A 24754-nucleotide genomic window follows, 5' to 3' on the forward strand; every position below is an offset into this window, starting at 1 on the left:
TGCTTGATATCAAAGCCATGCCAATGAAAACTAATACTCAACAAAAACATAGTATTTTACTTGGCTTTTGTTCGCCAATCTCAAGCTGACTCAGGCTATAATGAGACTTATTCACTTATCCGATATGTTAGGAGATCACATGACTGTAGATGTCACTGAAACCATTTCTCAAACTGTTCACCCTGCGTTTCAGTTGCTACGTCAGCACCATGTAGAAGCATTAGATATTTTAGTGTCTGAATATAAGCATAAAGTCACAGGTGCGGTGCATTATCACTTGGCAACTGACTATGATGAAAATGTATTTCTTGTTGCTTTTAGAACACAACCTATGGACTCTAAAGGTACGGCACATATTTTAGAACATACCGCTTTGTGTGGATCTGAAAAGTTTCCGGTACGTGACCCGTTCTTTTTAATGATTCGCCGTTCTTTAAATACGTTCATGAACGCATTTACAGCAGCAGATTGGACCGCATATCCATTTGCTACTCAAAATAAAAAAGATTTCCAAAACTTACTTTCTGTTTATCTTGATGCAGCATTTGCTGCCAACTTGAATCCGCTTGATTTTGCTCAAGAAGGTATTCGCATTGAACTAGAAAATGGGCAACCTGTTTATAAAGGTGTGGTCTTTAATGAAATGAAGGGTGCGATGAGTGCACCGTCTGACCAACTTTATCACCAGTTGGCTCATCATTTATTTCCTGAAACGACCTATCATTACAATTCAGGTGGCGATCCGAAAGATATTCCTGATTTAACGTATGAGCAGTTAGTCGAGTTTTATAAAACTCATTACCATCCAAGTAATGCGGTGTTTATGACTTTCGGGAATCAAACAGCTTATGAGTTACAAGAGCAATTTGAAAAACTAGCTCTAAATAAGTTTTCTGCGGGTACAACTTTATATTCTAAGCCTGAAAAACGTTTAGCTGCGCCAATTGAAGTAACAGAAAATTATGGCGTTGATAGTGATGATTTAAAAGATAAAACTTATCATATTTTATCTTGGTTATTACCTGAAGCAAACGATGTTAAATTGCGTTTGGGAATGCGTTTAGTTGAAGGAATTTTATTAGAAAATTCAGCTTCACCACTGCGCCATTACCTAGAAACGTGTGGATATGCTCAATCCACTGGTCCACTAATGGGTGTAGACGACAGTAACTTTGAAATGACTTTCTATTGTGGTGTTCAAGGTTCAAATCCTGAACATGCTGAAACCTTTAAAGATGGCGTTTTAAATATTTTAAGTGATGTCGCTGCAAAACCAATTGATAGCGATTTAGTCGATGCAATTTTACATCAAATTGAATTACATCAACGTGAAATCAATGGTGATGGTACACCATATGGTTTAAGTCTAATTCTAAATGGCTTAAGTGGTGCGATTCACCATAATGACCCAATTCAAATTTGGGATGTTGACAGCGCGATTGCACAAGTTAAAGAAGAATTGAAAGACCCAATGTGGTTATCAAATCTGATTCAAACACATTTGCTTGATAATCCTCATCGCGTACAGATGACTCTAATTCCAGACCCAACTAAGTCTGTAAAAGAGCAAGAGGCAGAAAAAGCACGTTTAGCTGCTATTGGTGAAAAATTAACAGATGCTGATAAGGCTGAAATTATCGCTAACACCAAGGCTTTAGAGGAGCGTCAGGATACTCCAGATAACCTTGAACTATTACCAAAAGTAGGCTTGGAAGATGTACCTGCTGACTTGCATATTGTGCAGGGGCAATTGCGCGAGATTCTTTGCAATCGCATGGATACGCCATTGAATTTGTATCATGCTGGTACGAATGGCATTTACTATCAACAAGTACTCATTCAAATTCCTGAAGATATTGTAATGTCACCTTATTTCAATTTGCTTTCTATCTTGATGGGCGAAGTGGGTGCAGGTGAGTATGACTATCTTGAGCTTCAAAACTTACAAACAGCTGTAAGTGGTGGTTTGGGAATGGGCGCTTCTTTACGTAGTAAAGTCGATGATAAAGATAAAATTAGTGCTTGGTTAACGTTAACGACTAAATCGTTGACTCAAAAAAATGATGCAATTCATTTATTAAAGTTAGCATTTGAACAGCTTCGTTTTGATGAGAAAGAGCGCATTATTGAGTTATTGCAACAACGTAAAACACGTTGGCAGTCTCGTTTGTCTGGTGCAGGTCATAGTTATGCAATGCAAATTGCATCACGTAATATGAGTGCCTTGGCTCAACGTGATTATCAAAACACTGGTTTAGGTGCATTAAACTGGTTGGGTGAGCTTGTTGCTAAAATTACCCAAGATGATGCAGCTTATGATGAGCTAATCTCAGAATTAAAACGTATTCATCGTAAATTATTGCAAGCGCCTAAACAGTTCTTGCTTGTATGTGAAGAACATCAGTCTGAGCGTTTGGTTGAAGAAATCCAAAATGTTTGGGATAAACTAAACGTTGATACAACTACAACAGAGTTAACCCACGTAGAACAAGCAAATGATAATAATCATGAAGCATGGTTAATTCAGGCAAATGTTCAGTTCTGTGCTTCTGCTTATCAGGCTGTCGATGTATCGCATCCAGATGCGGCTCCCTTAATGGTATTGGCAGCTTATTTACGTAATGGGTTCTTACACAGTGCCATTCGTGAAAAAGGCGGTGCTTATGGTGGCGGAGCAAGTTATGATGGGAATGCATGTTCATTCCGTTTCTATAGTTACCGTGACCCACGTTTAGCAGAAACATTTAAAGACTTTGAAGCAAGTGTGCAATGGTTATTAAATGTGGAACAACAGCCTCATCAGCTTGAAGAAGCGATTCTTGGACTTGTTGCAAGTATGGATAAACCAGGTTCACCAGCGGGTGAGGCGATTACTGCATGTTATGCATTGTTGCATGCAAGAACACCAACTTTCCGCCGTACCTTACGTGAACGCTTGCTGCATGTAACATTAGAGGATTTACAACGTGTTGCTCGTCAATATTTGGTTGAGCAAACTCCTGTAAAAGCTGTAGTTGCGCCATTTGCAAAACGCGATGAATTGCAGCAATTAGGTTTTACCATTCAACAAGTTAATTAAAATAAAAATTGGAGATGAACATGGCGTTCAGACAATTTGAACGCACATCTTTACAGCTAAGCATGGGAATCGTGCTTAGCTGTTTGTGTGCGTCTGTGACATATGCTGATACCTTGGCACCTGTAACCCCTGCGACAGTAGATGCATGTGTTGCTCTTGCTTCGAATGCCGATCGTCTGGCTTGTTATGACTCTGTATTTAAACCAGCAGCTTTACCAGTTATTCAAGCTGCGGCTGTACCAGAGCCTGTTAAAAAAATTGATGCACCTGCTGTTCCACCTGAAACCTTTAAAGAGAAGGTGGTAGATACAGTGAGTAATATCAAAATAATTGGTAAAGCACCAAAACTTAAACCTACTACTTCTTTACTAGATCAACGTTGGGAGTTGTCTGAAGAGAGTAAACTAGGAGTTTGGAATATCCGTGCTTATCAACCGGTCTATTTGTTACCAGTATTCTGGACCAGTGATAAAAATGAGTTCCCACACAGCCCAAATCCCAATAATACGGTGACAGAAGATCAAAATCTGAAATCGACAGAAAGTAAATTTCAGATTTCTTTAAAGACCAAAGCTTGGGAAAATATTTTTGGCAACAATGGTGATTTGTGGGTAGGTTATACACAATCTTCACGTTGGCAGACATTCAATGCTGAAGAGTCTCGTCCTTTCCGCGAAACGAATTATGAGCCTGAAGCTAGTTTAATGTTTAGAACCAACTATGAACTGCTTGGTCTAGATGGTCGTTTACTTGGGGTTACTTTAAACCACCAATCAAATGGCCGTTCAGATCCATTATCTCGTAGCTGGAACCGCGTAATCTTTAATGTGGGATTCGAGCGCGGTAACTTTGCTTTAATGCTTCGTCCGTGGGTGCGCATTGAAGAAGACAGCAAAGATGATAATAACCCTGATATGGAAAATTACATCGGTCGTGGGGATTTAACAGCATTTTATAAGTGGAAGGAAAATGACTTCTCTTTAATGCTGCGTCACTCTTTAAAAGGTGGTGATGATTCTCATGGTGCTGTTCAATTTGATTGGGCTTTTCCAATCAGTGGCAAACTGCGTGGACACTTCCAGTTGTTTAATGGTTATGGTGAAAGTTTAATTGACTATAACCATCGAGCAACTTACGCGGGCTTGGGTGTTTCACTCATGAATTGGTATTAAGTCTTTACTTGCAAAAATGCCGCTTTTATAGCGGCATTTTTATTATCCAATTTGAATATTGGCTTGAGGGTGTTTGAGTCGACTTTTTTTCGGAGTGGCAATTAAATAAGCCAGTGTTAATGGGCCGAGTCGCCCGGCAAACATCAACAAACTTAAAATGAATAAACTACCATTATGTAGTTCTGGCGTGATTCCGCGAGAAAGCCCCACAGTACACGCTGCGGAAACAACCTCAAACAACAAGTTCATAAAGTCTGCTTTAGGCTCTAAAAGCAAAATAATAAAGAACCCCATGAAAATGAGTATGCTCGTAATTGCAGTGACTGCTAATGCCTTATAGGTCGTTTCATGTGAGACTGAATGATTAAATATTCGAATTTCATCTGTGCGCCGTAAAAATGAAATAACACTGAGCACTAAAATTACAAAGGTTCCAACTTTAATCCCACCCGCTGTACTGAGTGAACCGCCACCAATAAACATAAGTAACATCATGAGTAAGGAGCTGCTGTTGGTCATTGCTCCTGTATCAATGGTATTAAATCCTGACGAGCGTGGAACAGTGGCTTGAAACCAAGCATTTAATGCTTGATCACCAATACTGAGCATTCCTAGGGTATGAGGGTTTTGAGCTTCTAAAGCCCAAACTAAAATAAAGGCAATAATGTTAATCACTGTAATAGTGGTAAGAATTAGCTTGCTATTCGGCGTGAGTTTTTTCCATTTTTTATTTTGCTTAATGTCCATGAGAACCAAAAAGCCCAACCCGCCTAATGTATAAAGTATGCTAACAGTTATACAAATAAGGTAGTTACTTTGAAAGCTTATTAAACTATTGGAAAATAATGAAAAACCAGCATTGTTAAATGAGGAGATACTGTAAAAAATCGCATAGTACAATCCACGTGCAAAGCCGAAAGTCGGTGTAAAAGCAATAGTGAGAATAATTGTACCAATAAGCTCAAAAATAAGGGTATAAGTGACAACTCCCTTAGCAACAAAAGTAACCTTTGACAGGCTCGTTTGTCCGAGACTATCTTGCGCCATCATTTGTTGTTTAAGGCCAACTTTGGGTGACAAGCTCAGTGCCGCTAATATGGCAAAAGTCATGAAACCCAAACCACCAGATTGAATCAGCAACAAAATGATAGTTTGCCCGAACAGGGTAAAAGACTCATGAATATTTAAAACAGATAAGCCCGTAATTGTGACTGCTGAGGTTGCTGTAAAGAGCGCATCCATCCAGCTCACATGACCTGTATTGGCAAACGGCAGTTTTAGTAATAACGTGCCAAAAATAATAAAGCCCAGAAACCCCAGTGCCAAGAGTGAAGGAGGACTTAAATTTAATGTTTTATGGGGCTTGGGATATATAGACATATTCTAGATTTCGTTTCTTATATGAAGCAATTAGAAAGTTTCTTTAACTGCGGTAAATGACCTTCTAAAATAAGAATATCATGAGTTTGCAAGGTGAAATTTTCTTCCGTCTCAAACAAAATTTGCTGCTGTCTTTTTACGAGCAATGTTTTGACCTGTGGTGCTTGCTGCATAATGCCATATAAGTTAATGCCATTAAGTTTTTCAGGAATTTCAATTTTAATAATGTAGTGGTCATCGTCGAGGGACATATAACGACTCACCATTGGATAGTTTAGGGCTTGAGCAACGCGTACCCCCATATCTTCTTCAGGATGAATAATTTTATTGATATTGAGATGCGACAAAATGGTGTGATGTGCTTTGGTTTTTGCTTTTACCCAAACTTTGTCCATACCTAAATTTTTTAAATTCAGTACACATAAGATACTTGCTTCAATATCTTCACCAATTGCGACCACAACTGCATCACAATTTTGAATATTAAGTTCATCAAGTACATGTTCGTCGGTCGCATCGGCAATGACGGCATGAGTTAAAACGTTGGCAAGATTTTCAACATTCTTTTTTACCGTATCAATGCCAATAACATCATGATTTAATTTTGTGAGCTCTTGAGCAACAGTTGCTCCGAAACTCCCTAAGCCAATGACTGCAAACTGTGCCATGTTGGTCCTTGTTTCCTGATTAGACGTTTATTTTTAAGGATATTTTCTTTGAGATAAAGAGAGGCAATGTAAATATGATGGGAAGATTAAAATAATTATAAGAATAAGCCGACAAATTTGTCGGCTTATTCATCAAAATCGAAGATTATTTCAAGAAACGTTTGTAGCCAACATTATTCGTAATTTCTGCATACGGATAACTAATCTGCTCAAGAGTTTCAATTAACCCATCAGGATTTTGTTTCGCATCGGTCGCTTGTAAGCCGACTAACACACGTCCTTCTGCTGCACCATGATTACGATAATGGAATAGCGTAATATTATGGGTTGGGCCTAAACGAGTTAAGAAGGTTAAGAGGGCGCCTGGACGTTCAGGGAATTCAACGCGGAACAATCTTTCATCGTCCAGATTTGCATGACCGCCAATCAAATAACGAATGTGTAACTTGGCAACTTCATCATCAGATAGATCATCTACCACATAATTTTGTTGCTTCAATTGTTCTAAAATTTCATGGCGCTCAGCGTCACCACCTTTTAAGCTAATACCAACAAAGACTTGTGCTTCTTCTGTATTGTTTGCTCGGTAGTTAAACTCGGTAATATTACGGCCTTGTAAAGCGCGACAGAAGCCTAAGAATGCACCTTTTTCTTCTGGTAATGTCACCGCATAAATGGCTTCACGCTGTTCGCCTAACTCGGTACGCTCAGCAATATAACGTAGACGGTCAAAATTCATGTTGGCGCCACATACAATCGACACAATATTTTTATTGCTGATTTTATGTTCGGTAATATATTTTTTGATACCAGCGAGGGCCATCGCACCTGAAGGCTCAACAATACTGCGGTTTTCATCAAATGTATCTTTAATGGCAGCACAGATTTCATCTGTGTTTACAGTCACAATATCAGGGTCAACAATTGGACCAGAATTATCAGACTTACGCAGACGAATAATATCAAATGGTAAAGCACCAATTTGTGCAACGGCAGTACCATCTGCAAACAAGCCTACATGTGGCAAGATTACGCGTTCATTTGCTTCTAAGGCTGCTTTTAAGCATGCAGATTCTTCATATTCAACGCCAATAATTTTCACGTGAGGTGCAACTTCACCAAGGTAAGCTGCTACGCCTGAAATAAGGCCACCACCACCTACAGCAACAAACACATATTCTACATCACGCCATTGACGTAAGATTTCATTTGCAATAGTACCTTGACCAGCAATGACAAGTTCATCGTCATAAGGTGGAATAAATACAAGGCCTTCAACTTCGGCACGTTGTTGCGCATATTTATTTGCTATATCAAAACTATCGCCATGTAACACAACTTGACCACCCAAGCGTTTAACTGCTTGAACTTTAATGTCCGGAGTTGTGCTTGGCATAACAATAATTGCTGGAATTCCTAAACGTTGACCTGACAATGCTACGCCTTGAGCATGGTTACCAGCAGATGCACAAATTACCCCACGTTCGAGTTGTTCTTTAGGTAGTTGGCTAATACGGTTATAGGCACCGCGTAATTTAAAAGAAAAAACAGGCTGTAAATCTTCACGTTTAAAGCGAATAATATTATTTAATTTTTGACTAATTCGTGGAGCTGCTTCGAGAGGTGTTTCAATTGCAACATCATAAACCGTTGCTTGTAAAATTTGTCGTACCACACGAGACAGCATGTTCATCTTCCCTATAACAGTTTAAAATAGGAAGTTATTGTAGCAAACCCCTGTGCATTTGCGCCGATTATTGGTGCATAAATGTCAAAAAATAGTTGAGTGATGTCATGAGTCTATACGCAACCCAAGATGAAAAGAAACAAGCTGCTGCGAAAGCTGCTTTAAAACACTTACCCAAAGGTGGCATTTTGGGGGTGGGGACTGGAAGTACAGTAAACTTTCTAATTGATTTATTGCCTGAATTACAGTTAGAAGCTGCTGTGGCAAGTTCTCAGGCAACTGCTGATCGTCTTAAAAAATTAGGTATCGAAGTTGTAGATATGAACCATGTTGGTGGTTTAGATGCCTATGTTGATGGTGCAGATGAAATTGACCGCCATATGCATATGATTAAAGGCGGTGGTGCTGCATTAACACGTGAAAAAATTGTTGCTTCAATTGCTAAAAAGTTTGTATGTATTGTTGATGATTCAAAGTGGGTTGATCAACTTGGCCGTGATTTCCCTTTACCAGTTGAAGTCATTCCAATGGCTCGTTCGGCAGTTGCTCGTAAACTAGTTGCTTTAGGTGGTGATCCGGTTTATCGCGAAGGGGTCGTAACAGATAACGGTAATGTGATTTTGGATGTATTTAATCTTAATATTTTAAATGCGATTGATGTAGAAAAAACCATTAATAACATTCCAGGTGTTGTGACTAATGGTATTTTCGCTTTAAACCCAGCAACGATTGCAATTGTTGCAACAAATAATGGTATTGAAGAGCGCACAGCACAGTAATGTCTGCAAAAATGCCAGAAATTAAAATTGTTCGACACGTAAGGGCAAGAAAATTGCGCTTACGTGTCGAGCCAGCTTCAATACGCCTGACAGTTCCTTTGTTTTGCAGTAAGAATCAAATTCAGCTTTTTTTAGCACAATCTGAGCAATGGTTGATCGAAACGTGGAATAAGCAACAACACGTTCAATCTAATTCGCTTGAAATTCCTTCAGAAATTTATTTTTTTAATAAAGAGCAACCATTTCAAGTTGTTGTTCAAAAGCAACATCGTGTTTTCCAATTTGATTGGGAAAATAACTGTCTATTTATTAAAGATACGCAGCCATATTTGGCGTTGCAAAGTGCAGTTATTGCTTTTGCAAAACAAGAATTACCAAAGCTTTTAAACTATTTAAGTGAGCAAACTCGTCTAAATTACAGCGAATGTTCAATCCGCCGTCCCAAAACTCGTTGGGGAAGCTGTAGTAGTCAGCATAATATTATGCTGCATGCAGGTTTGGTGCTCATGCCACATGAGATTGCTCGCTATGTCGCTATTCATGAGTTAGCTCATACTAAACATTTTGATCATAGCCCTGCATTTTGGGCAGAAGTTGAAAAATACGATCCATATTTTCAAAGACACCGCAGACAACTTAAATCAAATCCATTGCCTGCATGGTGGTATGTCTCAAATTAACTAAAACTACATTCTAATTGTGGTGTTTGTAAGTTATCTGGTGCTTTTCGGCTATCTAGACCTGCTTTGGCACTCACAATTTTATTTGCTTTAATCGATAATTGTATAAAGTTATATTGCTGCGTTGAGTTATTTGGTTCGGCTGAACTTGAGTTGAGTAAATAACTTGAGCTTGTAGCATCTGTTTGCAATAAATTATCTGTACTATCGGCGCTTAAAGCAGAGCGATAAGTCTGTGATCCTTTAATAAGTTCGATTTGACCATTCGCACGGAAATTAAGTTGGCAACCTGTTGCAGTGTCTTCATAGTGACCTACTAAATAGTCTGTAGCTGGTAGTTTGGGGTCGGACAGATTAATGCTAGTCAAACCTTGTTTGCAAGGATATGCAGAACCGTTACAGGTCGCTGTAATACCGCTAAAACCTACAGCACGACGATAATCACCAGCCCCATCTATACGGAAAAAGTCAATTGTATTTCCGGCAGGTACGACTCCTGAATATAGTTTCTTGTCGAGTAGATTATAGCCTGTTTGATCCAATAACTCCTGTGAATTAGCCTTAGCTAATTGCAAAGTAGATACTTTTAGATTAGTTGCAAAATTATCGCGTGTTGCTTTTTGATTAGCTGCAATATCTAACAGTGTATTTTTAACTGGATCAATATTATCTGGAGCAGATGTGAAAAGAGGGGTAAAGGTTGTTTGATCCCCATGAAGTTTTTTCCCATCTAAAAAGCCATCTTTTAAATCGGTTGCCAAACTTTTAACAAGTTCTTGGTATGTGGTTACTCCGCTATGAAAAGTTGACCAATGTTGTAAGTAGCCAAAGCTAAGATAACTATCCACATACGTACTAGGTTTTGTAGAGGAGTACTGCATCAGGGAGTTGGCTGGACTTAAACTTGGAATGTCGGCATCTTTGAATGCATTAAGAAGAGATCTATAAACGTCTTGAGAAGCTAAATCCACATGCAATTGCTCAATGCGTGTTGGGTCAATCGTCTCTTGAGGAAGTTGTCCTGAACGTATAACAGCGCGTTGGTAAATCGCTTCACTACTTGGACTTATGAATAGAGTTCTGCCACTTAGACTATTTGGTGTAATAAATGCATGATAAATACCAGAGAAATTTTGGTATGTTGACGTAATTGGATCAAATACTTGAGATGAATTTTGAGTCGTAATTTCTACACGATATAAACGATTCAATTTAGCGGTAGGAATTTTGACATTAAAGCTGTTTAAACTTGTAATTGAAGTATCTACCAAAACAGAGTTAGTGGTGTTGTCATATACTTTGAGTTGAATTACACGCATTTCTACAGGAGATTTAAGAGTAACATCAGTCGTTGCCTCTGGAGTAGGATCAACGGGTGTTGGAGTGCTTGGTGAGTTGCCACTACTACTGCTTCCACCTCCGCAACCTACAAGTGCAGCACTTAAAATTAATGTGCTCAAGCCAAGGTAAGTGTGTAATTTTGTTTCTTTTGATTGATGAAGCATCCTAGCTCTCCAATTAAATCTGGTATTTATTTGCTGATATTTGTTTAGTTATGACAGTTCAATAAGTTCTATCTAATTGTCGCTAAAATTAAAAAAATTAAAATTACCAAGCATGAAATGGTTTTGTAAGCTTGGACATCCTGTCATACTACTGCGCAAGTATAGATTCAAAAATTGAGGTAATGCACGTGATTTCTGTCGGAATTGTTGGTGGAACGGGTTATACAGGCGTTGAACTATTACGTATTTTATTACGACATCCTAAAGCGCAGGTTCGAGTTCTTACTTCACGTACAGAAGCGGGCAAACCAGTTGCAGATATGTTCCCTAATTTACGTGGACATACTGATCTTCAATTTTCTGATTTAAATATTGATGATTTAAAAAAGTGTGATGTTGTATTTTTTGCGACTCCTCATGGTGTTGCTATGCAGCATGCAAAAGAATTGATTGCAGCTGGTACTAAAGTTATTGATTTAGCTGCTGATTTTCGTTTACAAAATCTTGAGCAGTTTGTGAAATGGTATGGCATGGAACATGCTTGCCCAGACGTTCTGGAAAACTCAGTATATGGTTTAGCTGAATTAAACCGCGAAAAAATTAAACAGGCGCAAGTGATTGGTAACCCTGGTTGCTACCCGACTACCGTTCAATTGGGCTTGGCTCCACTTTTGAAATCAGCACAAGCATTGATTGAAACAAAAAATATTATTATTGATGCGAAGTCAGGCGTTTCAGGAGCTGGACGTAAAGCAAGCTTAGGCATGATCTATAGTGAAAATGCTGATAACTTCAAGGCTTATGGGGTAGCGGGGCACCGCCACCATCCAGAAATTGTTGAAGCATTAGAAAATATTGCTGGGCAAAAAGGTGGTTTTGATGGGCTCTTGTTTGTTCCTCATTTAGTTCCAATGATTCGCGGTATGCTCAGCACAATTTATGTCGATTTGACAGAAGCTGGAAAACAAACGGATATTCAGGCATTGTATGAGCACTTTTATGCAAATGAAAAATTTGTTGATGTGATGCCTGCTAACAGTTCGCCTGAAACACGTAGTGTGCGCGGTGCGAATGAGCTTCGTATTGCTTTATATAAGTCGCAGCCGAATAAACTTATTATTCTTGCGGTACAAGATAACCTTGTGAAGGGTGCATCTGGTCAAGCTGTACAAAATATGAACCTTATGTTCGGCTTTGATGAAGATGAAGGCTTACAAGGAATTGGTTTATTACCATAAAAAACTCTTTTTTGCTTCACACACATTTAAATTTCGATTTAAATGTGTGTCTTGACTCTGATCTTAAACACTGAGATGACGATGCAAAACTCTGGACAGACGACTTCAGCAGAAAGTTCGTTGCAAAAGAAAAAATTTTTAAATACCAATAAACCTTTGTTTATTGGTGCGGCTATTTTAATGAGTGGTTGTCTTGCGCTCGGCTACACAATTGGTCACCGTCAAGGTCTAACTGTTGTAGGTTACGATGCAGATGCAGAGCAATTAGTTGAAGTGGTGCAAAAGCAAAAAACAGCTTTAGATGCGGTTAATAAAAGCCTGAATGCTGCGGTACAAGAGCGTGATGTTGCTGTAACAAATGCAAATGATCTGTTTGAAGCCCTTAATCAGGCCAATGCTGATAAAACGCAGCAAGAAGGTATGAGTAATATCTACCGTGATATCTTGAGGCAGCGCGGTGGCTTAAGCTTAACGATTCAAAATTTGGCGATCAAACCTCTGCCTGAAAATGCTTATGAATATCAGTTAGATTTAGTGCAGGTGAGCCCAAGCAAGCGCCGTGCTTCAGGATCGATTGAGATAAGACTCATTAAAGATACAGAAGTTTTGGTTGTGCCACTTGAAGCTAAAAACTTTAACTTTACTGACTTTGAGCGTTTAACAGGTCGTTGGACTATGCCTAAAGGTTTTACGCCTCAATTTATTGAGGTACGTTTAACAGGCGGTTCTGATACACCAGTTATTAAACGTTTTAGTTGGCAGCGTGGTAAACCTGTCGAAACATCTTCTGCTTTTGTGGCAGAAATTCCTCAAGCTGAAGCAAATTCACAATAGTAACATCCTATGCGAACAAATAAGCGTCAAACAAACTTAAAAGATATTAAGGCTTCTTTTCAGCAGTCTGGTTATGTCGATTGGCACTTCCATCCACGCTTAAGTGATTCGCAAAACGAAGATCATGACGGAGAGGTTGTTGTACAAACAGCACCTCCTGAACTCAAGCGTCCACCGTTATATGCAGTCGTATTAATGAATGACGATTACACGCCAATGGACTTTGTAATTGAAATTTTACAACAATACTTTGCAATGAATCTTGACCAAGCAACTCAAGTAATGCTAACAGTACACTATGAAGGTAAAGGTATTGCTGGGGTATATCCAAGAGACATCGCGGAAACCAAAGCAAACCTTGTTAATAATTACGCTCGATCGCAAGGTCATCCATTACTTTGCCAGATTGAGCCTAAAGCATAAGGGGGTTACATGCTCAGTCGTCAATTAGAAGTATCATTACGTTTGGCTGTTAGCATGGCTCGTCAAAAGAGACATGAGTTTCTTACAGTTGAACATTTATTATTAGCACTACTCGACAACGATTCGGCCGTGAATGCATTAAAAGCATGTGGGGCTGATATAGTTTCTTTACGTAAAGAATTAGAAGAATATGTAGAACAACATACTCCTAAGCTTGGCGAAAATAGCGAGCAGGCGCCTCATCCAACAGAAAGTTTCGACCGCATTTTGCAACGTGCTATTTTCCATGTGCAATCAAGTGGCGGCGATCGTACTGTTGAAGGTGCGGATGTTTTGGTCGCAATGTATTCAGAGCGTGATTCTTTTGCTGTGTATTTGCTTAAACGTCATCAAATCAATCGATTGACATTGACTCAATACTTGTCTCATGGGACACGTAAGGATGAAGTGCAAGTTGAAGAAGAAGTTGAAGATATTGAGGGTGAAACGAGTACGGGCAATGCAGGGCCATTAGAGCTTTATACGCTGAACTTAAATGTTGAAGCGCAAAAAGGCAAAACTGATCCACTTATTGGCCGTGAAAAAGAAATTGAGCGTACAGCACAAATTCTGTGCCGCCGTCGCAAAAATAATCCATTACTCGTAGGTGATCCGGGCGTTGGTAAAACCTCGATTGCTGAAGGTTTGGCATGGTTAATTGTGAATGGTAAGGCGCCTAAACCTTTGAGTCAGGCTGAAGTTTATAGTTTAGATATTGGTGCATTAGTTGCTGGGACCAAATATCGAGGTGACTTTGAAAAACGTTTAAAACAATTGCTTAATGCTTTGAAGAAAAATCCAAATGCGATTTTATTCATTGATGAAATTCACATGATCATTGGCGCAGGCTCAAGTATGGGCAGCACAATGGATGCTTCGAATCTCATCAAGCCAGCTTTGGCAAATGGTACTTTGCGTTGTATCGGTTCAACGACGTTCCAAGAATATCGTCAGGTTTTTGAAAAAGACCATGCGTTATCACGTCGTTTCCAGAAAATTGATGTCAATGAGCCAAGTATTTCTGAAACAATTGATATTTTGCGTGGCTTAAAATCTAAATTTGAAGATTTTCACCACGTACAATATGACGATAAAGCATTGGTATCAGCTGTAGAGCTTTCTGCTAAATTCATTAATGATCGTTTCTTGCCAGATAAGGCAATTGATGTGATTGACGAAGCTGGTGCTCAGCGTCGTTTGAAGGCGGAAAGTGATGATAGTTTGATTACTGTAGAGAATATCGAGGATATCGTTTCTAAGATCGCTCGTATTCCACCAAAAACTGTTTCTAAAGATGATAAGTCAGTGCTTGAAAATCTTGAGCGTGATTTAAAACGTGTTGTGTTTGGTCAGGATGAAGCGATTACAGCGTTAGGCTCAGCGATCAAGTTATCTCGTGCTGGATTGAAATCACCAGATAAGCCAGTAGGTAGTTTTGTTTTTGCCGGCCCAACAGGTGTTGGTAAAACCGAAGTCACTAAACAACTAGCGAAGTTGTTAGGTGTTGAGCTGGTGCGTTTCGATATGTCTGAATATATGGAACGTCATGCAGTTTCACGATTGATTGGTGCACCTCCGGGTTATGTGGGTTATGACCAAGGCGGGCTGTTAACTGATGCGATCCATAAAAATCCACACTGTGTTTTGTTGCTAGATGAAATTGAGAAAGCACATCCTGATGTGTTTAATCTCTTGCTACAAATCATGGATCATGGTGCTTTAACGGATAACAACGGACGTAAGTCAGACTTTAGAAACGTTATTATTGTCCTGACTACGAATGTGGGAGCAGAGAGTATTTCTCGCGCGAGTATTGGTTTTACTGAACAAGATCATAGTTCTGATAACCAAGAAGCAATGAAACGTGCTTTCTCACCAGAGTTCCGTAACCGTCTAGATAGTGTTATTCAATTCAAGTCATTACCAACAACTGTTATTGAGTCTGTGGTTGATAAATTCTTGACAGAGTTACAAGCTCAACTAGATGACAAACAAGTTGTACTTGATGTCGATCAAAGTGCTCGTGATTGGTTGGCAACAAACGGTTATGACCGCTTAATGGGTGCACGTCCAATGCAACGCCTGATTCAAGAACACTTGAAGAAACCATTAGCTGAAATGATTTTGTTTGGTGAACTGGCAGATCATGGTGGTAATGTGGCTGTATCAGTGAAAAATGAAGATGGCAAAGCTGTTGGCTTAAAACTTGAAGTGTTTGAAGATCATCATACGGCAGAACCAGCATAACTCATGTTAATTGATAGTCTTGCTATAACCCGAATACTGAGTGTATTCGGGTTATTTATTATTACAGCAATTGCTGAAATTCTGGGTTGTTATTTCCCTTATCTGATTTTAAGAGAAGGTAGGTCGGCTTGGCTGTGGTTACCTACAGTTTTAAGTTTGGCTGTCTTTGTATGGCTGCTGACCCTACATCCAGCGGCTTCAGGGCGCATTTATGCTGCATATGGTGGTATTTATATTTTTACTGCGTTAATGTGGTTGCGCTTTGTTGATCAGGTCGGATTAACAAGATGGGATATATTAGGTGGTGTAATCGTGCTTTGTGGAGCTGGCTTAATTATTTTGCAACCGCAAGGGCTGATTCGTTAAGACAATGAGCGAATCAAATCTTAAGCGTGAAAATAAGAGGTTTTTTTCAAAAAAAAGACTTGTCAAAGCCCTCAACAATGCGTATTTTAGATTTAAGGAACATTTTTTTATATTTGAGATAAAGATGTTAAATCTATCTGTGAACACTAACGCATATTATTATTTTTGGCAATTTAGATAGTTGCCTGAGCGTATTCGGGCATGAGAAAGTTGCCCATCACAGTTAATACCTGATCGGCAACCCCGATCAGGTTTTTTTATGCTTTATCTTTTTGAATCGAGGAACTTAAAATGAACAACATGACTTATTCATACTTTAGCAACTTTTATTGGTTTTACTTTTGCTTGCCTTTACCAACGAATAGATCCAAAACGCTCAAATAAATGATCGGACTGAATAGATTGCAGTCCCAAGGAAAAACCAATGAATGCCCTAAATACTTTATTGACACAAAGCAATACAAAAGAAACTCCAGTTAGTTTACCTGTCCAGTTAAAAGCAAAATATCCGCTTGCACACTCTTTCGTGCGTCAAATTGCCGAACACCGTCAAACTATTCAAAATATTCTTATCGGCAAAGATCATCGGTTAATGGTAATTACAGGGCCTTGTTCCATTCATGATCCGGTTGCAGTACTTGAATACGCTGAAAGATTGCAAAAATTACAAGAAAAAGTAAAAGATCAAATTTTTATCGTGATGCGTGCATACATTGAAAAACCGCGTACAACTGTCGGTTGGAAGGGTTTTATGTATGATCCAAATTTAGATGGTTCATCAAATTTACAACTTGGTTTAGAGAAGTCTCGCGAACTTTACTTACAAATTATTGAAAAGGGTTTGCCAATTGCGAGTGAAATTTTAAGTCCAATGGCAACTGGTTATTTTGATGATTTATTGGCTTGGGGGGCAATTGGTGCTCGTACAAGTGAGTCTCAAATTCATCGTGAAATCTCAAGCCACATGCCATACAGTATTGGTTTCAAGAATGGTACTGATGGCTCAATTCAGATTGCATTAGATGCGATTCAGTCAGCACAAAATGAACATCAATTTTTAGGAATGAATCAACAAGGCTTACCTTCAGTGATTCAGAGCGCTGGTAATCTCTTACCACACTTGATTTTGCGCGGAGCGAATCATGGGCCAAATTATGATTTAGCTTCAATTCAGGCGATACGAGAAAAACACAAACAAAATCTTCCTGCATTAGTGATTGACTGTAGTCATGGTAATAGCAGTAAAGATCCGTTACGTCAGCCAGAAGTTTTACAGCAAATCGTTGCTGAACGTTTAAAAACACAAGTAAAGGGTGTCATGATTGAAAGTCATTTGGTTGATGGTAGCCAAAAGATTTCTTGTGATATGACTTATGGGCAGTCAGTAACTGATGGTTGCTTGGGATGGGAAAAAACAGAGCGACTTTTGTTAAGTGTTTCAGAGCAATTAAAAGCAAAAGAGTTAGCTCATTCAGCTTAATGTTTTGCACATTTAAAAAGGGATCTGCGAACAGATCCCTTTATTTTTTAAGAAGCATGTTTTAATTCTGATAAAAATGTTGTGATTTCATGGCCAAATTTTTTCGGCTCGGTCAATAACGGTGTATGGCCTGAGCGCTCAAAATATATTGCTTTTGCATGCTCGACACTCTGTGCAATAAGTGTCTGCCCAGTTTCTGGATAAAGCGTCGAATTACGACCAATAAAGAAAGTTGTTGGACACTCTAATTGCTGGATAGCTTCACGATAATCTTCATTGTGATAAAGATAATTTTCCACATACCAAAATAAATAATCTAAACGCTGAATAGGTAATAAATATTTTTGTAGAAACGGTTGTTTTAGCGCTGTTTTAAAAACTAAAGGGCTAAATGGATTACTACTTTGCAAATCAATAGAATCTACCCAAAGGCGAACCAATTCCTGTCGATCTGGAAGTGATAATTCATAAAGATATTTGGCATTTTTGTGCTTTGATAATAATTGATAGATATCATTTAGTAATTGTTTGAACTGAGTATGATGAGAACCAAATAAACCATATTCCCATGTTGAATCTACAGATATTTTGGGTGTTTGGTCGATATGCAAATAAGCTTTTAGTTGCTGTGCGAGATGAGCATGTTTCATACCATGCATGGCCGTCGTGGCGCCCATTGAATAACCCATCAAGATAAAATTATCGAGTTTTAATTGTTCTATTAAATGAGCAACGTCTTGCCAATGGCTTGATATCGCATCTTGCTCAGGTATTGCACAATTTTTTGAACCGCCAAACCCACGCCAATCTGGAATAATAAACTCATAATCTTTACGGTTTGCATAAATAAAAGGTAGCCATTGCCAACTTTGCATACCAAGACCAGATAAAACCAAAACTGGTTCACCACGACCAACACGACGTACAAATAAATTTTCCCGATCGGGCATGGTGTAATATGGCATGGCTATTCTCCGGATACGCTATGTTGGGCAAAGCGTTTTAATTGAGGGATGACTTGTTCCAACCATTTGATCCATTCACTTTCCATTGTAATTCCAAGTTCTAAGATCATTTTATGGATGTATAACACACGGTCATTTAGATCATTGCTGTCTTTAAAATCTTTGTCATAAATACTTTGATAAAGTTTCAGCTTTTCCTGATGTAGGCCAAGGTGTCGTAACAGTTCAGGTAATATCTGATTATTGCTCAATTGTGCTTCAGCACGCAATCTAACCATTAAATCATCTCGAAGCTGCGCAGGTTCACTTTGTTGCGTCATCCATGAAGCTAGCTCAATACGTCCCAGTTGTTCAACTTGATAGGTCTTTTTTCGACTATTTTCCATTTCATTTTCTAATGTTGAAACCCAACCTTTTTTGAGCATGTTGTTGAGTTCACGATAAATTTGCTGGTGTGTGGCATTCCAGAAAAAGCCCATTGAACGGTCAAAGCGGCGGGCAAGTTCGAACCCTGTGCTTGGTCGTTCAAGCAGGCTGGTCAATAAAACATGAGGAAGTGACATGGCAATCCGTTTGTAAGCAAAAGTAAAGTGTGACTGATGAGATTATGCAACATGTTGCATAAAAGTCAAAATTTGATTATAAATTAATGCAACAAGTTGCATTAGCAAGCTAATTGCTAGCCAAAGGAGAAAATATGTCAGCTTATCCACATTTATTAAAGCCACTTGATTTGGGCTTTACTACTTTAAAAAACCGTGTGCTTATGGGGTCTATGCATATTGGGTTAGAAGAAGCACCGCAGGGATATGAGCGTATGGCAGCATTTTATGCTGAGCGCGCAAAAGGTGATGTTGGATTGATCGTAACTGGCGGTGTTTCTCCAAATGATGATGGTGTTGTATTTAGCCACGGTACTAAACTAGATACAGTTGAAGAAGCTGAGAAACATAAAGTGATTACCCAAGCTGTGCATGAAGCTGGCGGTAAAATCGCTATGCAGATTTTACATACTGGGCGTTATTCTTATCAGGCAAATAACGTTGCGCCTTCAGCAATTCAAGCACCAATTAACCCGATTAAGCCCAAAGCTTTAAGTTCTGCAGAAGTAGAACAGACCATTGATGACTTTGCAAACTGCGCCAAACTTGCTCAGTATGCTGGTTATGATGGTGTGGAAATCATGGGCTCTGAAGGTTATTTAATTAATGAGTTTATTGCTGCTCGTACTAATCACCGTGATGATGAATGGGGCGGTAGTTACGAAAACCGTATTCGTTTTCCCATTGAGATTGTAAAACGTACGCGTGCTTTGGTTGGTGAAAATTTTATCATTATTTATCGTCTATCGATGCTTGATTTAGTGGAAGGTGGTTCAAGTTTTGATGAAGTGATTCAGCTTGCAAAAGAAATTGAAAAAGCAGGCGCAACTATTATTAATACAGGCATTGGCTGGCATGAAGCACGTATTCCAACCATTGCAACGAAAGTACCTCGTGCTGCGTTTACGTGGGTCACAGAAAAACTCAAAGGTGAAGTATCTATTCCTTTGATTACTTCCAACCGAATTAATACCCCAGAAATGGCTGAGCATGTGTTGGCTTCGGGTCATGCCGATATGGTGTCCATGGCGCGTCCAATGTTAGCTGATGCTGAGTTTGTTTTAAAAGCAAGCCAAGGTCGTAGTGATGAAATTAATACATGTATTGGGTGTAACCAAGCGTGTTTAGATCATATTTTTTCAATGAAAATCGCAACGTGTTTAGTGAACCCTCGCGCATGTTATGAAACTGAACTTATCTTTAAAGAAGCACAGATTCAAAAGAATATTGCTGTTATTGGTGCGGGTCCAGCAGGTTTAAGTTTTGCAGTATATGCAGCTGATCGCGGGCATAAAGTCAAAGTTTTTGAGGCAAGTCATCAAATTGGTGGTCAGTTTAATATTGCAAAGACTGTTCCTGGAAAAGAAGAGTTCTATGAAACCTTACGTTACTTTGGCCGTCAAATTGAATTGCGACCAAATATTGAGCTCGTATTAAATCATAAAGCAACTTATGAAGAATTGAGCCAAGCAAATTTTGATGAAATTGTGGTTGCAACAGGGGTAACTCCTCGTCAATTACAATTTGAAGGTATTGATCATCCTAAAGTATTGAGCTACTTACAAGTTCTAAGAGAGCGTGTGCCTGTGGGGCAGCGTGTAGCTATTATTGGGGCGGGTGGTATTGGTTTTGATACGGCGGAATATCTTACTCACGAAGGTGAAAGTGGCAGCTTAAACCCAGAAAAGTTCTATGCTGAATGGGGAATTGATACTCAATATGAGCATGTTGGCGGATTAAAGCAGCCAAAAGTTGAAGATTCGGAACGAGAAATTTATTTACTGCAACGTAAAGCAGCTGCTGTAGGGGGGGGGTTAGGTAAAACTACTGGCTGGATTCACCGTACAGGTCTGAAAAATCGTCAAGTCAAAATGCTTGCCGGGGTTCAATACGACAAAGTTGATGATCAAGGTCTTCATATAACAGTAGATGGAAAACCGAGTGTACTTGAAGTTGATCATGTTGTGATTTGTGCGGGCCAAGAATCTTTCACTGCAATGTATGAGCAACTAAAAGAAGACGGAAAAAATGTTCATTTAATTGGTGGAGCTAAAGAAGCCGGAGAGCTAGATGCAAAACGCGCTATACGACAAGGTGCTGAATTAGCAGCGACATTATAAATCTATATGGGCATTTCTTTGAAAAGGAAATGCCCATAATTTCATTAAGTAAATTAAAGGAAAAATAACAATGGCACTTGAAACAACAAAACAGTCTTTAGAAAAATGGCATCACATGATTCAGACAGGTAACTTGTCCGATCTAAATGATTTATTAGCCGATGAAGTCATTTTTCGTTCTCCTGTTGCCCATAAACCTTATGAAGGAAGGCAAGTCGTTTTTTTCATTCTGAGCAATGTTATTCAGGTATTCCAAGACTTTACTTATCATCGTGAGTTTTATACGGAAGATGGCGAAAATGTGGTACTTGAGTTCAGTGCAAATGTAAGCGGCAAGTCATTAAAAGGTATTGATATGATACGTTTTAATGAGCAAGGCAAAATTATTGATTTTGAGGTAATGATTCGTCCAATGAGTGGTTTAGCGGCTCTAGCTGAACAAATGGGTGAAAGAATCACCAAGTTTCAACCGCAATAATTTTAGCAAATAGCCTAAGTAATATTATTGAGGTCATTAGAATGTGGTTAAAACTTTCAACATTAGTCTTATTGCCTGTATTATTTATACAAGGGGCAAAGGTTCGTAAGAATACACCACGTCTATTAGAGGCCATTGGCGAGCGTGAAGGTCTGTGTGGACACGGAAGACCTTTGTCATTGCTTATTTTAGGTGATTCTGCAGCGGCAGGTGTTGGAGTTGAAACACAAAAAGATGCTTTATCTGGCGCAATTATTTCTGAGTTGCAAGATGAGTATTCTTTATGCTGGAAACTTCATGCAAAAACAGGCGATACAACCAAGCAGGTTTTTCAAGCTCTACAGCATTTAGAGCATCAAAATTATGATGTTGTAGTCACGTCTATAGGTGTTAATGATGTGACAAAACTAACCTCAGCAAATCTATGGTTAAAACAACAAAAGCAATTATTTCAGCAAATACAGACGCGTTTTCAACCTAAACTCATTATCGTATCTGGTGTGCCGCCAATGCAACATTTTCCAGCTTTGCCGAATCCATTGGCTTGGTTATTTGGAAAATATGCGGAGCAAATGAATCAGGCATTATATAAATGGTTAGAATCACAAAACCAATTCAGATTCATTCAATATGATATTGAAAGTTTTCAAGCGATGAATTTGCCTATGGCAAGTGATGGTTTTCATCCAAGCAAAGAAATTTATGCAATTTGGGGGCAGCAGGTTGCAGCATTAGTGCGGCAATCATTTAACTCATAATCAGAGGTCGTGATTGGATATGGGCATATCTACTTTAAATAAAATTAAAGCTTTCGGTTCAGAATTGTTTGATTCGGTACTCGGTGCTGAACAGCCAAAAGTCTATTATGACCCACAAGGGAAAATTAAAGATGTTTTGGATAAATTGCCCCAACTTAAGCAAAAATATCGTCCTACGCCATGGTTAAGTAACAATCATGTTCATCTTTTATATTTCGATATTATTAGAAAAAAAACCATCAAGCTTGAATATGACCGTATTGATCAGCTCACCATGAAAGATGGTGGTGTAACTGCAATCGCATGGTATGGCTATAATCTTCCAAAATCTACTCCTACAGTTGTCATCATGCATACCATTACAGGTACGCCTGAAAGTATGCGTGAACTGGTGAAAGATTTACATCACTATACGGGGTGGAGAATAGCACTATGTTTACGCCGTGGGCATGCTGGTTTACCTATGCCTGTACCACAGATTTCTCTTTTTGGATCAACAAGTGACCTTAAAGAGCAGCTTACGCATATTCAAAATTTGTTTCCTGAATCAGATCTGTACGCTGTCGGCTCCTCTGCTGGCACAGGATTGTTAGTTCGTTATTTGGGAGAGCAAGGCACTGACACACCATTTAAAGCTGCTTTTGCAATGTGTCCCGGCTATAACACTGAGATTGGCTTTAAAAATGTTCATCCCTTTTATAGCAAAATGATGACTAAAAAGTTATTCAAATATTTTATTCATCCTTATCAAAGTACTTGGAACCAGATTTCTTCTTTAGAAAAAGTTCTAGCGACGACTAGTCTGGAAGAGTTTGAAAAAGAATACTTTGAAATGGCTGGCTTTCAGGATTATCAAAGTTATTGTCAGGCAATTAATCCAATTTATGTATTTGAAAATGTCAAAATTCCATTAATGATTCTTAATGCTGAAGATGATCCGGTATGTTCTATTAAAAATTTAGAGCCTTATAAAGAAACTATTCAGCAAATGAGTAATATTGCAGTTGTAACCACTAAAAAGGGAAGTCATTGTGGTTTTTACGAGGGTTGGAAAAGTACCTCTTGGGCTGCCAAATTAATGGCGAATTATTTTATGGTTAATCATAAACAATGACGGTGTTGCTGTAATAAATTAAATAAAGCCCATCTATTGAATGGGCTTTATGATTTTATCAGGTCAAGATAAAAGCAATTTTGGATCTTTCAGTCCAATTTTGATTTTGGTACTAGAAACGAGGTCTTTTTCATCTGTTTGGTTAGGGTGGAAATCAAAGCGATAATAGTCAAAAAATTTAGGGATTAATGTTCTATATTGTTTGTTAGCAAAACTAAAGAAATTACGCCAAGAGTTGAAATTTAGAAGTTGGTGATCTCGTTTCATAAGAACGAATTGATAAATTGTTGTGAAGCCTGTAATTAAAAATAAACTTAAAGTAAAGACTGTAATACGAGGGAGATAGGCGCTCAGTCCACTTCCATATAAGTGTTGATAAAGATCAAAAGCGACAGCTTTATGTTCTGTCTCTTCAATGCTGTGCCATAACCATAAATTACGGATTGTTGAGTCTGTCATCAGTTCATTAACAGACTGCATCATGTTAACCACAAGTACCGCGGTATAGTGTTCTAAGCCAACTGTTACGAGCAAATTCCATTTTTTACTAAAAACTTTTTCAATACTTTTTAAAACGATACCAGTTGCTTTTTCCAAAGATTCAGGGTCAAGGCCATGCTGTTGGGCGCTGAGATGAAAAGCATGATGCTCTTTTGAATGCATTGCTTCTTGACCAATAAATGCGCTGATTTCGCGATCTAGAATTTCATTTGATTTTGCTTTGGCACGTAACGCTCGAACTGAACGAACAAAATATGATTCACCCTCAGGGAACAATGTAGATAAGCCTGTAAAATAATGGGTAAGAGAGGGTTCATTATTACACCAGTAACGAGGTGTATTTTCAAAATTATAGTCCATACGACGGACTGGAAATGAGGCGGGTACGCGATTTGATACAGTAGTCATTTTAAGCTCCAATCTTCTTTTAATTAAGGTTCCAAAAAGGAACTTGTTAAAAAGCTACATCTCAGCGTGAGTAACGTCAATGCTTTTTCAGAGGGAATAAGTAGATTGTCCTAAATTGATATCTAGGAAAACTTTAAAGACAAATTAGAAAGAGAAAGGTAGAGCTGATTATTGAATTGATAATTTTAATAATATTTAAAAAGCCCAAATCAACTGTTCAATTTGGGCATA

General features: G+C 38.6%; 21 protein-coding genes. 14 read left to right on the forward strand and 7 right to left on the reverse strand.

All coding sequences use genetic code 11. The annotated features are described in order from the left end of the window. Nucleotides 1–139: 139 nt before the first annotated feature. Nucleotides 140–3079: an insulinase family protein gene (locus RMB03_RS06295; RefSeq protein ID WP_311074711.1), complete on the forward strand. Its 2940-nt coding sequence runs from the start codon at nucleotides 140–142 to the stop codon at nucleotides 3077–3079. A gap of 20 nt (nucleotides 3080–3099) precedes the next feature. Continuing rightward, nucleotides 3100–4251, forward strand: coding sequence for a phospholipase A (locus RMB03_RS06300; protein ID WP_311074712.1), 1152 nt, complete (start codon nucleotides 3100–3102; stop codon nucleotides 4249–4251). A gap of 42 nt (nucleotides 4252–4293) precedes the next feature. Here RMB03_RS06300 and RMB03_RS06305 read toward each other — a convergent pair whose 3' ends face one another. The 3 genes from RMB03_RS06305 to ilvA form a co-directional block, all read right to left on the reverse strand. Next, entirely contained in the window at nucleotides 4294–5631 is a 1338-nt protein-coding gene (locus RMB03_RS06305) for a TrkH family potassium uptake protein (protein WP_311074714.1), read from the reverse strand. Between the two features lie 17 nt (nucleotides 5632–5648). After that, nucleotides 5649–6299, reverse strand: coding sequence for a TrkA family potassium uptake protein (locus RMB03_RS06310; RefSeq protein ID WP_017392252.1), 651 nt, complete (start codon nucleotides 6297–6299; stop codon nucleotides 5649–5651). Between the two features lie 145 nt (nucleotides 6300–6444). Further along, entirely contained in the window at nucleotides 6445–7992 is a 1548-nt protein-coding gene (ilvA, locus tag RMB03_RS06315; RefSeq protein ID WP_170834049.1) for a threonine ammonia-lyase, biosynthetic, read from the reverse strand. Between the two features lie 101 nt (nucleotides 7993–8093). Between ilvA and rpiA the strand changes: the two genes are divergently transcribed. Both rpiA and RMB03_RS06325 read left to right on the forward strand, forming a co-directional pair. Beyond that, complete coding sequence (gene rpiA, locus RMB03_RS06320; protein ID WP_003652085.1) at nucleotides 8094–8765, forward strand: ribose-5-phosphate isomerase RpiA; 672 nt, start codon at nucleotides 8094–8096, stop codon at nucleotides 8763–8765. After that, the gene (locus tag RMB03_RS06325) at nucleotides 8765–9445 is read left to right on the forward strand and encodes a SprT family zinc-dependent metalloprotease (RefSeq protein ID WP_311074718.1); all 681 of its coding nucleotides are present in this window, start codon (nucleotides 8765–8767) and stop codon (nucleotides 9443–9445) included. The genes rpiA and RMB03_RS06325 overlap by 1 nt, the downstream gene beginning before the upstream one ends. Here the strand turns inward: RMB03_RS06325 and RMB03_RS06330 are convergent. Further along, entirely contained in the window at nucleotides 9442–10950 is a 1509-nt protein-coding gene (locus RMB03_RS06330) for a hypothetical protein (RefSeq protein WP_311074720.1), read from the reverse strand. The genes RMB03_RS06325 and RMB03_RS06330 overlap by 4 nt on opposite strands. A gap of 182 nt (nucleotides 10951–11132) precedes the next feature. On the opposite strand from RMB03_RS06330, the gene argC reads away from it, so the two are divergent. The 6 genes from argC to RMB03_RS06360 all read left to right on the forward strand — a co-directional run bounded on the left by argC (nucleotide 11133) and on the right by RMB03_RS06360 (nucleotide 17577). After that, a complete protein-coding gene (gene argC, locus RMB03_RS06335) occupies nucleotides 11133–12188 on the forward strand; it encodes an N-acetyl-gamma-glutamyl-phosphate reductase (RefSeq protein ID WP_311074721.1) in 1056 nt (351 codons plus the stop codon). Between the two features lie 75 nt (nucleotides 12189–12263). Beyond that, a complete protein-coding gene (locus tag RMB03_RS06340) occupies nucleotides 12264–13022 on the forward strand; it encodes a DUF6776 family protein (RefSeq protein WP_080027243.1) in 759 nt (252 codons plus the stop codon). A 9-nt stretch (nucleotides 13023–13031) separates the two neighbouring features. Next, nucleotides 13032–13445 carry an ATP-dependent Clp protease adapter ClpS gene (gene clpS, locus RMB03_RS06345; protein WP_002121129.1) on the forward strand — a complete coding sequence of 138 codons (414 nt, stop codon included), beginning with the start codon at nucleotides 13032–13034 and terminating at the stop codon, nucleotides 13443–13445. Between the two features lie 9 nt (nucleotides 13446–13454). After that, the gene (gene clpA, locus RMB03_RS06350) at nucleotides 13455–15731 is read left to right on the forward strand and encodes an ATP-dependent Clp protease ATP-binding subunit ClpA (protein WP_003652076.1); all 2277 of its coding nucleotides are present in this window, start codon (nucleotides 13455–13457) and stop codon (nucleotides 15729–15731) included. A 3-nt stretch (nucleotides 15732–15734) separates the two neighbouring features. Continuing rightward, the gene (locus tag RMB03_RS06355) at nucleotides 15735–16097 is read left to right on the forward strand and encodes a YnfA family protein (RefSeq protein ID WP_311074726.1); all 363 of its coding nucleotides are present in this window, start codon (nucleotides 15735–15737) and stop codon (nucleotides 16095–16097) included. 424 nt (nucleotides 16098–16521) lie between these two features. After that, nucleotides 16522–17577, forward strand: coding sequence for a 3-deoxy-7-phosphoheptulonate synthase (locus RMB03_RS06360; protein WP_045431203.1), 1056 nt, complete (start codon nucleotides 16522–16524; stop codon nucleotides 17575–17577). A 47-nt stretch (nucleotides 17578–17624) separates the two neighbouring features. Here the strand turns inward: RMB03_RS06360 and RMB03_RS06365 are convergent, their stop codons facing one another. Beyond that, nucleotides 17625–18542: an alpha/beta hydrolase gene (locus RMB03_RS06365; protein WP_311074730.1), complete on the reverse strand. Its 918-nt coding sequence runs from the start codon at nucleotides 18540–18542 to the stop codon at nucleotides 17625–17627. 2 nt (nucleotides 18543–18544) lie between these two features. Further along, nucleotides 18545–19105: a PadR family transcriptional regulator gene (locus tag RMB03_RS06370; RefSeq protein WP_005046691.1), complete on the reverse strand. Its 561-nt coding sequence runs from the start codon at nucleotides 19103–19105 to the stop codon at nucleotides 18545–18547. Between the two features lie 134 nt (nucleotides 19106–19239). Between RMB03_RS06370 and RMB03_RS06375 the strand changes: the two genes are divergently transcribed. The 4 genes from RMB03_RS06375 (at nucleotide 19240) to RMB03_RS06390 (ending at nucleotide 23614) form a co-directional block, all read left to right on the forward strand. Then, the gene (locus tag RMB03_RS06375) at nucleotides 19240–21264 is read left to right on the forward strand and encodes an NADPH-dependent 2,4-dienoyl-CoA reductase (protein WP_311074734.1); all 2025 of its coding nucleotides are present in this window, start codon (nucleotides 19240–19242) and stop codon (nucleotides 21262–21264) included. 70 nt (nucleotides 21265–21334) lie between these two features. Beyond that, nucleotides 21335–21742: a nuclear transport factor 2 family protein gene (locus RMB03_RS06380; RefSeq protein ID WP_311074736.1), complete on the forward strand. Its 408-nt coding sequence runs from the start codon at nucleotides 21335–21337 to the stop codon at nucleotides 21740–21742. Nucleotides 21743–21783: 41 nt separating this feature from the next. Then, the gene (locus RMB03_RS06385; RefSeq protein WP_311074738.1) at nucleotides 21784–22500 is read left to right on the forward strand and encodes an SGNH/GDSL hydrolase family protein; all 717 of its coding nucleotides are present in this window, start codon (nucleotides 21784–21786) and stop codon (nucleotides 22498–22500) included. 19 nt (nucleotides 22501–22519) lie between these two features. Continuing rightward, entirely contained in the window at nucleotides 22520–23614 is a 1095-nt protein-coding gene (locus RMB03_RS06390) for an alpha/beta fold hydrolase (RefSeq protein WP_311074739.1), read from the forward strand. Between the two features lie 63 nt (nucleotides 23615–23677). Here RMB03_RS06390 and RMB03_RS06395 read toward each other — a convergent pair whose 3' ends face one another. After that, nucleotides 23678–24523, reverse strand: coding sequence for a metal-dependent hydrolase (locus RMB03_RS06395; RefSeq protein ID WP_311074741.1), 846 nt, complete (start codon nucleotides 24521–24523; stop codon nucleotides 23678–23680). Nucleotides 24524–24754 lie beyond the last annotated feature (231 nt).

It is taken from the genome of Acinetobacter sp. V91_7, assembly GCF_031799075.1.
Taxonomy (GTDB): Bacteria; Pseudomonadota; Gammaproteobacteria; order Pseudomonadales; family Moraxellaceae; genus Acinetobacter; species Acinetobacter calcoaceticus.